Annotated in this window: 10 protein-coding genes; 5 read left to right on the top strand and 5 right to left on the bottom strand. The window is 57.7% G+C overall.

Annotation, left to right across the window (positions count from 1 at the left end; genetic code table 11):
- Window positions 1-76: 76 nt before the first annotated feature.
- Together N1030_RS06270 and N1030_RS06275 are read right to left on the bottom strand one after the other, a co-directional pair.
- Window positions 77-985 (bottom strand): tetratricopeptide repeat protein, encoded by a 909-nt coding sequence (locus N1030_RS06270; protein WP_265828364.1) that lies wholly within the window; start codon window positions 983-985, stop codon window positions 77-79.
- Complete coding sequence (locus N1030_RS06275) at window positions 985-2,235, bottom strand: N-acetylmuramoyl-L-alanine amidase (RefSeq protein WP_265828365.1); 1,251 nt, start codon at window positions 2,233-2,235, stop codon at window positions 985-987. The genes N1030_RS06270 and N1030_RS06275 overlap by 1 nt, the downstream gene beginning before the upstream one ends.
- A gap of 347 nt (window positions 2,236-2,582) precedes the next feature.
- On the opposite strand from N1030_RS06275, the gene N1030_RS06280 reads away from it, so the two are divergent.
- Window positions 2,583-3,740: a multidrug effflux MFS transporter gene (locus N1030_RS06280; protein ID WP_265828366.1), complete on the top strand. Its 1,158-nt coding sequence runs from the start codon at window positions 2,583-2,585 to the stop codon at window positions 3,738-3,740.
- Between the two features lie 70 nt (window positions 3,741-3,810).
- On the opposite strand, the gene N1030_RS06285 is transcribed toward N1030_RS06280, so the two are convergent.
- Entirely contained in the window at window positions 3,811-4,593 is a 783-nt protein-coding gene (locus N1030_RS06285) for a sirohydrochlorin cobaltochelatase (RefSeq protein WP_265828367.1), read from the bottom strand.
- A gap of 269 nt (window positions 4,594-4,862) precedes the next feature.
- Between N1030_RS06285 and rfbB the strand changes: the two genes are divergently transcribed.
- From rfbB to lpxB, 4 genes are read left to right on the top strand one after another with little or no spacing between them, the layout of a single operon-like run.
- Window positions 4,863-5,885 carry a dTDP-glucose 4,6-dehydratase gene (gene rfbB, locus N1030_RS06290; protein WP_265828368.1) on the top strand — a complete coding sequence of 341 codons (1,023 nt, stop codon included), beginning with the start codon at window positions 4,863-4,865 and terminating at the stop codon, window positions 5,883-5,885.
- The gene (rfbD, locus tag N1030_RS06295) at window positions 5,885-6,796 is read left to right on the top strand and encodes a dTDP-4-dehydrorhamnose reductase (RefSeq protein WP_265828369.1); all 912 of its coding nucleotides are present in this window, start codon (window positions 5,885-5,887) and stop codon (window positions 6,794-6,796) included. The genes rfbB and rfbD overlap by 1 nt, the downstream gene beginning before the upstream one ends.
- Before the next feature lie 5 nt (window positions 6,797-6,801).
- Window positions 6,802-7,809, top strand: a complete 1,008-nt coding sequence (locus N1030_RS06300; protein WP_265828370.1) for a hypothetical protein — start codon at window positions 6,802-6,804, stop codon at window positions 7,807-7,809.
- Window positions 7,810-7,811: 2 nt separating this feature from the next.
- A complete protein-coding gene (gene lpxB, locus N1030_RS06305) occupies window positions 7,812-8,927 on the top strand; it encodes a lipid-A-disaccharide synthase (RefSeq protein WP_265828371.1) in 1,116 nt (371 codons plus the stop codon).
- A gap of 126 nt (window positions 8,928-9,053) precedes the next feature.
- On the opposite strand, the gene lon is transcribed toward lpxB, so the two are convergent.
- Both lon and clpX read right to left on the bottom strand, forming a co-directional pair.
- A complete protein-coding gene (gene lon / locus N1030_RS06310) occupies window positions 9,054-11,519 on the bottom strand; it encodes an endopeptidase La (RefSeq protein ID WP_265828373.1) in 2,466 nt (821 codons plus the stop codon).
- 181 nt (window positions 11,520-11,700) lie between these two features.
- Complete coding sequence (gene clpX, locus N1030_RS06315) at window positions 11,701-12,954, bottom strand: ATP-dependent Clp protease ATP-binding subunit ClpX (RefSeq protein ID WP_265828375.1); 1,254 nt, start codon at window positions 12,952-12,954, stop codon at window positions 11,701-11,703.
- Between the last annotated feature and the right edge of the window lie 2 nt (window positions 12,955-12,956).

A 12,956-nucleotide genomic window follows, 5' to 3' on the forward strand; every position in this document is an offset into this window, starting at 1 on the left:
CCTCCTGAGTAACGGTTTCGTCCCTGAAAGCACATAACATGCCGGAGACGCATGATTTCATCCTGCCTTTTTTACCTTAGCGACCAAGTTTCTGCAAATAGTATCTGGCCGCCTTGTTGTCGGTTTCATACCGCAACGTCTGCTCCCAGAGGCTGCGCGCCAGACGGGCATCTCCATTCCGGTAGGCGGCGTAGGCCCTGTCATTCATCACCTTGGCAAGGCTGGAACGGGCCTCGGCATCTCTTGCATTGATCTGCAGCACCCGCTCCCACAACCGGACAGCATGATCAGGATATCCCTGATTGAACAAATTCCACCCCAGTCCATGCATCGCCTTGGTGTGACGCGGATTGATGGCAAGAGTACGCTCAAACTCCAGCCGCGCGTTCATGGGCATGTCCATGGACAGAAACGCCCCCGCCAGCCTGTAGTGCGTTTCAGGGTCATCCGAGCCCAGCTCCTGCGCCTTGCGAAACCAAGCCACAGCGCCTGCGCCGTCATGATCCACTGCGGCCATGACTCCGAGGAAATAGCAGGCATCGGCATTGCTGCCATCTATTCTCAACACCTGCTCGAACAACCCGCGGGCTTCCTGTTTACGCCCATCCTGCAAACGCATCACGCCGAGCCAAAGACGGGCAAAAGTATTATCGGCGGAAATGGCGACAACTTTGGAGAAGAAGCCCACGGCATCCTCAAACCGTTCCTGCTTCGCACTGATGAGGCCGAGCTGGTTAAGGGCGAACAGATTGACCGGATCTTCGCGCACCACCTGAGCAAACAGCTGTCTGGCCTCATCAAGACGCCCCTTGTAATGCAGGTCGGCCCCTTGCAGGATACGCTCATCCAACGCCCCGCCTGCCTGCGCCGGATGTATGAAAACCGAAGAAGGCACGGGGGAAATATTACCGGCAACAGCCGAATGTACCATGCTGGCATGAAGCAGCAACAGGCTGAAGCAGACGTGTCGCACAATAAGATGCATCACGACCTCCCTGCACCGGCAAGCCGGATGATGCCTGCAGCAACCGAAGCCGCTATGCGCTGCCGGTACCCCGAATCAGCCAGCAGACGTTCTTCCTGCATATTGGAAACAAAGCCTGTTTCCAGAAGCACGGAAGGCATACGCGCCTTTCTGAGCACATAGAAATCCGCTGAATGGACACCCCGATCCGGAAGCTGCAACCGTGCGGCCAGCACTTGCTGCATGAAACCTGCAGCCGCATCCGCCGCCTGCCAATAGCGACGGCGCTCGTACCGGAACAACAGCTCCTCGATGCCTGTAACCTCTGCAGATGCCGCCGTATCCTCATAGCGGAGGACGGCATTCTCGAAACGCGCCACCCGTTGCGCCTCATTGCTTGAGGCCCGCTCAGAACAAAAATAGGTCTCCACGCCGCGGGCGTCCCTGTTTTCGCTGGCATTGCAGTGGAATGAGATAAAGATGTCCGCACTATACTGATTGGCCACAGCGGTACGGGCGCTCAAGGGAACGTAGTAGTCTTCCGTACGGGTCAGAAACACGCGCAGGTCGGGGGCCTGCCGCTCCAGCATTGCGGCGCACCCCAGTGCCAGAGCCAGATTCACGTCCTTTTCCTTGAGGCCATAGCTTCCCACGGCTCCGCTGTCGAAGCCGCCATGCCCCGGGTCCAGCACCACCCGCCGGATTCGATAGCCCGTCCCCGTCCCCGCCCCCTGCTGCTCTGCAAGCCAGCGGGCCATGCGCTCTTCTTCCTGCCTGGCTGCAGCCTCAAGAGGTGTCAAAGGCTTTGCGGGAGCGTTAGCGACCGCCCCTCCCGCTGCAGGACGCTGCGAGAGCATATCCGCCATCATGCGGGAATAGGTGTCTTCAGGGTTCAGCGAAGCGGCAGTGCGAAAATGGACAATGGCCGCCTTCTGTTCTCCCGTTGCCAGCAGCGCCCTGCCCAGAAGGCCCTGCACAAAATCATCTTCCGACGACAGCCCGGCAGCCTGCCGGAGCACGCGAAGAGCGTCTTCATAGCGCCCTTCAGCCAGAAGATTCTGGCCCTGCATGGCGAGATCGAAAACCCGGGATGCAGTCTCCGGTGTGAGCGTGGCGTTTGTTCCGGAATCCGGCACAAAGGTATCCGGGGGCGGCAGCCCGGCCAATGTCTGCGCGGGCAGCATGGGAGACAACACACCCAGGAGTCCCTGAGCTGCAAGTCCTGTCGCCATACGGCGCAGAAATACCCGCCTTGTCAGCACATCTGCCACCAGCCGCCTCCGGTTAGGGTTGGACGAAAAGCTGCCTCACTCGGCCTGCTTCACGCAATACTGCAGAATCATCAGGCTACATCAGTATCGAAGCCCGGGCAATGCGCTTTACAATTCCCGAGAAGCAGCCTGTCAGCTAGTAAGACAGTCCGCAGACTTACCGCCTTATGGAACCGCATTTCGAGAATCAGCCAATTGTAAATAAAGGTAAACAGACTGGTCGGGCGAGGGTTTTGCATTGACGCCCGCCATGGGAGACTATTATCGATTGTGCAGACGATGAACCACTACAGATGAACAGACAGGCCATCATCGCATCCCGAACCATTTTGCAACGAGTCTCCCCCATGCCCAATTTCGTGCTCATTCTGCTGCTGTCAGCCTTTCCCGCCCTGTCCACAGACATGTACCTGCCCGCCATTCCGACGCTCTGCGAGTTATGGCAGATCCCCCTTGCGCAGGCCAATCTATCGCTGGTGGCATTCTTCATAAGCTTCAGCGGCTTCCTGCTCGTGCACGGACCGCTCTCCGACAGATACGGCAGGCGTCCCATCCTGCTCATCGGCATAAGCTTGTATGTTCTCGGCTGCATACTCTGCGCCTCTTCCGTCTCCATCTCCATGCTCGTGCTTGCCCGGATGGTACAGGCCATGGGGGCGGCGGCAGCGTCCGCCATGTCCCTCGCCCTTGCCAAAGACCTTTACGACGGCGAAGGACGCAAGAAGCTGCTGGCCTACCTCGGAGTCATTGTCCCCCTCTGCCCCATGGTCGCGCCCACCATCGGCGCATTCATGCTGAGCCATGTATCGTGGCGCGGCATATTCCTCTCGCAGGGAGTGCTCTCACTGCTGGCGCTCTATGGCGCATTCCGTTTGACAGAACCATTGAAGGAACGTGGAGCCGGAGGCTTTTCCGCAGCGGTCGAACGCTATCGCAACCTGCTGCGCAACAAGACGTATCTCGGCTACGCAATATCCTTTTCCATGCTCGGCTTTCCCTTCTTTGCCTACATCGGCTCCTCAGCCGACATTTTCATCACCGGCTTCGGCATGACCGAACAGACCTACGGTCTCTATTTCGCATTCAACGCCTTTGCGCTCATGCTCGGCTCATTCCTGTGCGCACGCCTGTGCGTTGGCATCGCATCGCGCACCATCCTGCTGATTTCCGTAACGGGCATGATCGGCTCCGCTGCGGGCATGCTCTATCTGGGCGGCAGCACCCCCATGCTCTTTGCGCTGCCCATGTTCGCCTATTCCATGTTCCTCGGCATGAGCCGCCCCATCAGCAACCACATGATCCTTGAGCAGGTAGAAAAGGATGCCGGGACCGCCTCATCCCTGCTGACCTTTTTCTTCTTCATCTGCGGGGCGATAGCCATGGAGACCATTTCCTTCGACTGGCCCTCCAAACCCGAAACCATTGCCGTGACGGGACTCATTGCAACCATCACGCCTTTGATTGTCGTGTTCAGGATTCGGGATAAAAACGGACAACAGGCCTGATCCTCCACCCAAAAAGAAAAGCCCCGGAAAGGGGCTTTTTCGTATTCGCTGATTATATCCTCGCCCAGACTTACAGGCGGTTCAGGGCATCGCCAAGATGGCGTATCCAGATATCGACAAAGCCCGAATATTCGGCCACACCGACCAGCACGGGCAGACAGTCGAACCCCGCTGCCTCAATGTGCGACTTCCACGATTCCGGCCCCTCTCCAGCCATATCCTTGCGAGCATGACGCCCGACAACTGACAGCAATGGCAGCAGCCACACCCTGCGGAAGCCACCGGCCTTCAGCGCGGGGAGAATATCGTCGATGGTATGATTGCCGTCCATAGTCCCGATGAAAACGCCTTCATCAACAGCCCTGACTGCGCGGGAAAGATCTTCGTAGCGGGAATCGCCGGAATGCCATGTTCCGTGTCCCATGAACACCACGGCATCGCCCTCTGTGCGTTCGGACGGCAGATGACGCAGTATGGCTTGCGCCGCGTGCTGCACATCGTCATCCGTATGCAGCAAGGGACTTCCCACAACCACACCATGCAGGCGCTTCTGCTCCAACATCTGCTCTCCGTCCGCCAGCAGATCTTCATATTCGGCGCCGGGAATGATGTGCAGCGATTGCACGGCTACATGGGTATATTTCTCGAAGCCCATCTTCTCCAGCGCTTTGCGGACGGAGTCCGTCTTCACCCGCTGTTCGGCAAGGCGATCACGGATAAGCTCGGAAGTGAACGCCCAGCGGACATTCACCCCGGGAAACGCGGAGCGCACCCGATCATCCACAAGGGAGAGAGTGTCATTGGCTTGTTTGCTGTTCGCCCCGAAGGCAACGAGAAGAATACCGCGCTTCATGAATACATCCGTCGTAAGCATATCGTCAGCGTCGGCGTGCCGAAACTGACACCGAAGCTCATCAAGTCAAAAAAAATACGTTAATGACGGGGCGTTGGCAAGCCACACATGACATATGCGCATCACATAGACAGCCGCCTGCCACAAACGGAACCGAACCCTGCGAAAAATAACACCCTATCCCCCGCAAGAGATCCACTGACATTTGACCGCGTCACGCCCAAAGAGTACAAGAAGCAGATCAACAACCATTCCCGAGAGGATAGAACATGCGACTTCTCGTTACCGGAGGCTGCGGCTTCATCGGTTCCAATTACATACATTATCTCTTCCGCAACGATGATTCCGTTGTCGTGGTGAACCTTGACAAGCTCACCTACGCAGGCAACCCGCTCAACCTCAAGGCCATCGAAGAGCAGCACGGCGGCACCCGCTATTTCTTTGAAAAAGCGGATATTGCTGATCCCGTTGCCGTTCGCCGCATTCTGGAAGACTACGCCATTGACGCCGTGGTGAATTTTGCTGCGGAAACCCACGTGGATCGCTCCATCAACGACCCCGCCCCCTTTGTCACCACCAACGTGCTGGGTACCCAGAATCTGCTCACCACGGCACGTGCTGCGGGCATTGAGCGATTTGTCCATGTCTCTACCGATGAAGTATACGGTGACCTCGGCCCTGAAGATCCGCGTTTTACGGAACAGACGCCGCTCAAGCCAAGCAGCCCTTATTCCGCCTCCAAAGCGGCGGCGGACATGCTGGCCTATGCCTTCTACCGCACCTACGGCTATCCCGTGTGCATTACCCGCTGTTCCAACAACTACGGTCCGTACCAGTTCCCGGAAAAGCTCATTCCGCTCATGTTCAAGCTGGCCAGCAGCGATTCTCCGCTGCCCGTGTACGGCGACGGCAGCAACGTCCGCGACTGGATCCATGTGGACGACCATTGTCACGGCGTACATCTGACCCTGCTCAAGGGCGCGCCCGGCAAGGCCTACAATTTCGGCGGCAATGCGGAACGCAAAAACATCGACGTGGTGCGCACCATTCTTGCCCTGCTGAACAAACCCGAATCGCTCATAACCTATGTGAAGGACCGGCCCGGTCATGACCTCCGGTATGCCATGGACTACTCCCTTGCGCAGAAGGAACTCGGCTACGAACCCGCCTACACTTTCGAACGTGGCCTCGCTGAAACCATTGCGTGGTATCAGGCCAACGGAGAATGGCTGCAGAGCGTGGAGTCCGGCGCATACCGCGAATTCATGCAAACTTGGTACGGTGACAGGTAATGAGCACTACCCCCGCTTCTTCCGAAGCCTTGCGGACGGCCATCGTCCTCGGCGGCAAGACCGGCCTGCTGGGCCATATGCTGGCAAAGACGCTACGCGGCAAAGGCTGGACTGTGCACGCCCCCAGCCGCGAAGACGTGGACCTGTTCAGCGAAGCCGCCCTTGCGGACTACATTGACCGCTGCGAACCCTCCATGGTGTTCAACACCGTGGCCTACACGCAGGTAGACAAGGCTGAAGACGAACCGGAAGAAGCACGCCGCGTAAACAGAGGCCTGCCTGCCACACTGGGGCAGGTACTGCGCACCCGCCCCGTACGCTGCCTGCACATCAGCACGGATTTCGTTTTCAACGGCAAGCACAACGCCCCCTACACGGTGGATGATACTCCCGACCCGCAGTCGGTGTACGGCCGGACCAAGCTGGAAGGAGAACGGGCTCTGCTGGAACGCATTCCGGAAAAGACCATCATCGCCCGTACAGCATGGCTGTTCGGCCCCGGCAAAAAGAACTTTGTGCATACCATTCTAGGCCTGTGCCGCGACCGCAACTCCCTTAACGTGGTGCATGATCAGATGGGATCGCCAACCTATACCGTGGACCTTGCCGCCATGTGCGCCGTGCTGGCGGAACATGACACGACCGGCCTGTACCATCTCGTGAACGGCGGACAGGCAAGCTGGTGCGAGCTGGCTGCAGAGGCCACAGCGCTGGCGGAAATGTCCTGCGTGATTCACGCCATCCCGTCCGAAGAATATCCTCAGAAAGCATGCCGTCCCCGCTACTCCGTGCTTGATACCTCGCGGTACACCGAAACAACAGGCCTGACACCGCGTCCGTGGATTCAGGCTCTGCGCGACTACATCTTTCACGATCTCTGGAACACCGAACTAATTTCCGCCAACCGGTAAAACACATGAGCACCCAGCAATCCCTCTTCGGCACCCTGATGCAGACATCTGCGGAAATCTTCCGCAATGCCGTGAATGCCAGCTTCATCCTGTTCAAAGTGATGGTGCCCATCATCATTGCCGTAAAGCTTCTCAATGAATTCGATCTGGTAAGATATCTTGCCCTCCCCCTTGAGCCCTTCATGGGGCTGGTGGGCCTTCCCGGAGAAATGGGGCTGGTCTGGGCTACGTCCATTGTCGTGAACATCTACAGCGGCATCATTGTCTACGTGGCCATGCTGCCGACCATAGAACCGCTTTCCGTGGCGCAGATTTCCGTGCTTTCCGCCATGATTCTGGTGGCCCACTCCCTGCCTGTGGAATGCAAGATCGCCCAGCGTTGCGGGGTCAGCCTGAGCAGCCAGGTGATTTTCCGCATGGGTTCCGCTATGATGCTCGGCATCATTCTGCATCTCGTCTATTCCGGCTTCGGCCTGCTGCAAGACCCGAGCACGGTCATGTGGCAGCCGGAGCAGACATCTCCGGACCTGCTCCACTGGGCCATAGGTCAGGCTCGTAACCTGCTCTATATTTTCATCATCATTCTCGGACTCATGGTGTTCATGCGCCTTCTGGATGCCTTGCGTATCACGGAGTGGATAAACAACCTGCTCACCCCCTTCCTGCGCTTCATGGGCATAAGCCGCAACGCCGCCACCATCACAGTGCTTGGGCTGACCATGGGAATTACCTACGGTGGCGGGCTGATCATCCATGAAGTGCAGTCCGGCCGAGTCTCCCAGCGGGATGTATTCGCCTCCCTCACGCTCATGGGGCTCTCCCACGCCCTGATCGAGGACACCCTGCTGATGATGCTGCTCGGAGCGCACTCCAGCGCCACCCTGTGGGCCAGACTCATTTTCTCGCTGGTTTTCGTGGCCGTGTTCATGCGCATTTTCGACAGCTACCGCAAGCGCCGCGGGCTTGATGCGCCCGCCACTCCCGTAACAATACCTGCCGAACCGGATAACTAGCCATGACGAAATCAGGCACCATATGGATAAACGCCGGTGAAATGTCCGGTGACATGCATGGCGGCAAGCTCATGGCGGCCCTGCTCAAGAAAGCGCCTAAGCTGCAATTCTGCGGCATGGGCGGGCCCGAGATGCGCTATCAGGGGCTGGATGCCGTACTGCGCGTGGAAGACCTTTCCGTCATGGGGTTCACCGAGGTGCTGGGACACATTCCCCGCATCTTCCAGATGCTCAAGCGCATCAAGGCGGAACTGGCCCTGCGCAAACCGCGCGCCGTCATTCTCATCGATTCCCCGGAATTCAACTTCCGCGTCGCAAAGTATGCCCATGCACTGGGCATTCCGGTCTACTACTACATTTCGCCCAAGCTCTGGGCATGGAGAACGGGACGCGCCAAGTTCATCGCCAAGTACATCACGCGCATGATCTCCATCCTGCCCTTCGAGATTGAATTCTACAAACAATTCGGCATGCATGTGGATTATGTGGGCAACCCGCTCGTGGATATGGTGGACTGGCCCACAATAGATCACATAGAGCCGATCCCCGGCCGCATCGGCCTGCTGCCCGGCAGCCGCAGAAAGGAAATCGAACCACTGATGCCGGAATACGCCAAGGCCGCAACCATTCTGGCCAAGGAGATGCCGCATCTCGAATTCCACTGCATACAGGCTCCGGGGGTGGAACAGTCCCGCCTGCGCGAACTGTGGCAGTCCGACGTGCCTTTGACCATCCACGGCCCGCTCAACCGCTACGCCTTCATGCGGGGCTGCGAAATGCTCATGGCCGCATCCGGTACCGTAACGCTGGAAAGCGCCCTCATCGGCACCCCCACGCTGGTGGCGTACAAGCTCTCCAAACTCACCTACGCCATTGGCAAGCGCATAGTGAAGGTGCCCTATGTGGCCTTGCCCAACCTCATCATGGGACGCGAAGTCTTCCCCGAACTGCTACAGGAGAAGGCGGACGGCGCAGTGCTGGCGGAACACGCCCGCGCTTGGCTTACCAACCCGCAGGCCATAGACGCAGTACGGGCTGATCTTGCCCAACTGCGCACCATGCTCGGAGAACCCGGCGCTCCTGATCGGGCAGCACAGGTGATTCTACAGGATTTTTAGCGCGACTGCAGATTCGAAATGAATGACAAAGGCGGCCTTCCGGCCGCCTTTGTCATACCCCCAAATACAAAACAAAAAGAGGCGGCCCTGAGGCCGCCTCTTCCATATCATTTTTAGCACCCTGCCCTATTGAGGCGTGGTGTGCGCTTCACCGTCGGGAATCTCACCAATTCGCAGCGAACGGGTCAGCACGGAGCAGTCTTCACCATTGGTGTAGATCTTGTCCTCCTCGGCCATGAGCGCCAGCGGAAGCACTTCATCCACATGCTCCACGGGAATGATCTTGAGTCCCTTCAGGATATCTGCAGGCACTTCCTTGAGGTCCTTCTCATTATCCTTGGGGATGATCACCGTGGTGATGAGACCGCGATGGGCTGCAAGCAGCTTTTCACGCAGACCACCGATGGGCAGCACGCGCCCGCGCAGGGTTATTTCACCGGTCATGGCCACATCATTGCGCACGGGAATGCTCAACAGCGCAGAAACCATGGAGGTGCACAGCGTGATGCCTGCAGAGGGGCCATCCTTGGGCGTGGCGCCTTCCGGCACGTGCACGTGGATGTCGATCTCCTTGTGGAAGTCGGGCTTCAGGCCGAACATGCCGGAACGGGAACGCACATACGAGAATGCGGCCTTGGCGGATTCGGTCATAACCTCGCCCAACTTGCCGGTGATGGCAACCTTGCCGCCGCCGGGCATAATGGCGGTTTCCACCATCAGCAGTTCGCCGCCGAGCTCCGTCCAGGCAAGCCCGGTGGTAACGCCCACCTGCGGCTGATTCTCACGTTCGCCGTAGCGGAACTTCTTCACGCCGAGGTAGTTGCCGAGGTTCTGACGGGAAACCGTAAGCACCTTGCCGAGATCATCGGATTCCACCAGCTTCATCGCCACTTTGCGGCAAATGGAAGCAATCTCGCGCTCAAGGTTACGCACGCCGGCTTCACGGGTGTAATGCCGGATGATGTCCACAAGCGCGTTGTCGGAAAGCTGCAAGTTGGCATCCTTGATGCCGTGCTGCTCCACCTGCTTGGGCAGCAGGAACTCGCGCCCGATGCGCCGCTTTTCCGTTTCCAGATAGCCGGGCAGGCGGATGATTTCCATACGGTCCTGCAGGGGCAACGGAATGGAATGCAGATTGTTTGCGGTGGTGATAAAGAACACCTGCGACAGATCATAATCCAGATCCAGATAATGATCGTTGAAGGAGTTATTCTGTTCGGGATCGAGCACTTCCAGCAGCGCAGCCGAAGGATCGCCGCGGAAGTCCGTGCTCATCTTGTCGATCTCGTCGAGGCAGAAGAGCGGGTTATTGAACTCCACACGCTTCAGGGACTGAATGATCTTGCCGGGCAGCGCACCAACGTAGGTACGGCGGTGACCACGAATCTCGGCCTCGTCGCGCACGCCGCCCAGAGACAGACGCACGAACTCGCGGTTGGTCGCACGGGCGATGGACTTGGCAAGAGAGGTCTTGCCTACGCCGGGAGGGCCTACAAGACAGAGAATGGGGCCCTTGAGCTTGGTAGCGAGCTTCTGAACGGCGAGATATTCAAGAATGCGTTCCTTGGGCTTTTCCAGCCCGAAATGGTCGGCATCCAGAATGGAGCGCGCCTTGTCGATATCAATGGTAGTTTCGCGCAGCTTGTTCCACGGCAGTTCGATAATCCAGTCAACATAGTTGCGGATAACCGTATACTCAGCGGAGGAAGAAGGCATGGAACGCAACTTCTTCAGTTCACGCAGAGCCTTACCGCGGGCCTCATCAGGCATGTCCTTGGCCTTGAGAAGCTGCTCTATCTCATTGAGCTCTTCCTGAGGATCGTCGTCGCGGCCCATCTCCTTGTTGATGGCCTTGATCTGCTCGTTCAGGTAGTACTCTTTCTGATTGCGCTCCATCTGGTTCTTCACGCGGTTCTTGATGCGCTTCTCCATGGAGGTGATGGCAATCTCGCCCTGCAGCAGCTCATACACCTTTTCAAGGCGCACAATGGCATCCTGCAGCTCAAGCACTTCCTGCTTCTTGCGGTAATCGACCTTCAGGTGCGGCATGATGGCATCTGCCAGCTTGCCGGGATAGGTGATAGAGGTGATGGCCAGCAGGGTTTCCTGCGCCAGCTTCTTGTTGATCTTGGAATACTCGTCCAGCGCCTCGTGGCAGGCACGCATAAGCGCTTCGGCCTCGGCTCCGGCATAGTCGTTGTCTTCTATGCGGGAGATGGCGGCCTTGGGAAAATCCTGATCATCGTCAAAGGACTGAGGACCTTCCGGCGACCAGTAGGCACGGTACATCCCCTCGAAGAGCACCTTGATGGTACCGTCGGGCAGACGCAGAAGCTGAAGCACCTTGGAAACGGTACCGACCTCGAACAGGTCTTCCTGCCCGGGCTTTTCCATTTCCGGCTCACGCTGGGCGACCAGCAGAATTTCCTTGCCGTGATCGGCAATGGCGCTTTCTATGGCCTTGATGGAGGCCTCACGGCCGACAAACAGGGGAACTATGGAACGCGGGAACATAACCACTTCCCGCAAGGACATCAAAGGGAGCGTAATCGTCTCGGCACGGTCTTCACCGTACGTTCCGAACTCGGTCATAAATCCTCCTCGTAGAACTGCCACCGCCCCGCTGAAACGTAAGATGGGGCATAAGAGATACACCTAATGCCCCATCTTCCATTGTCAACAATTCAATATGGTCACGGCAGCAGATTGCCCGAAAAAACAGGCATCACCGCACCGGACCGCAATGCACCGGGCAAAGCGATCCGAAGAGATACTAGGAGCCGGTTTTCGCCTCATTGTGATAGATAAGCATCGGTTCCTTGCGCTGTTCGATAACGGCCCTGTTCACCACGCACTCCTTCACACCCTGCAGGGAGGGCAGACGGAACATGATGTCCAGCATGGCGCTTTCCATCACGTTTCGCAGACCACGGGCCCCGGTTTTACGGGTAATGGCCTCTGCAGCAATGCTGCGCAGCGCGTTGGTGGTAAAGCGAAGCGAGATCTTATCCAGCTCGAACAGCTTCTGATACTGCTTGACCAGAGCGTTCTTGGGCTCAGTGAGAATACGGATGAGGTCATCCTCTTCCAGTTCCTCAACGTGGGTCACCACAGGAATACGACCGATGAATTCGGGAATGAGACCGAACTTCACCAGATCGTTGGGGTGAACCTGCTTGAGCAGTTCGCCGTAGGTCATGCTGTTGGGCGCTACAACCTTGGCACCAAAGCCCATGGCGCCGCCGTGCACGCGCTGCTCGATGATCTTGTCCAGCCCGATGAACGCGCCACCAAGGATGAACAGGATGTTCGAGGTATCCAGACGAATGAACTCCTGCTGGGGATGCTTGCGGCCGCCCTTGGGAGGAATGTTCGCCTCGGTACCTTCGATGATCTTCAGCAGCGCCTGCTGCACGCCTTCGCCGGACACGTCACGGGTGATGGAAGGACCATCGCCCTTTCGGGAAATCTTGTCGATTTCGTCGATGTAGATGATGCCCTTGGAAGCCGCCTCAATGTCATAGTCGGCGTTCTGCAGCAGCTGAACGAGAATGTTCTCCACGTCCTCGCCCACATAACCGGCTTCGGTCAGCGTGGTGGCATCGGCAATGGCGAAGGGTACGTTCAGCACGCGAGCCAGCGTCTTGGCGAGCAGCGTCTTGCCGCTACCGGAAGGACCGGACAGCAGGATGTTGCTCTTCTCAAGCTCGATCTCGTCGCCCAGAGCTTCGGCGTAGAACACGCGCTTGTAGTGGTTATGCACCGCTACGGAAAGAATTTTCTTGGCCTGATGCTGACCGATGACATATTCGTCCAGCTTGGCCTTGATCTCTTCGGGAGAGAGCAGACGACCTTCGTCCACGGTCTCCTGTACAGATTCCTGCGCAATGATCTCGTTGCACAGGGCAACGCACTCATCGCAGATATACACTTCAGGACCGGCAATCAGGCGCTGAACCTGTTCCTGTCCCTTGCCGCAGAAAGAGCAACGCAGTTCCTGCAGCTTGTCTTTGTTCGTCTTGTCCATAC

Origin of the sequence: Desulfovibrio mangrovi, from assembly GCF_026230175.1 — a bacterium.
Lineage (GTDB): Bacteria > Desulfobacterota > Desulfovibrionia > Desulfovibrionales > Desulfovibrionaceae > Halodesulfovibrio > Halodesulfovibrio mangrovi.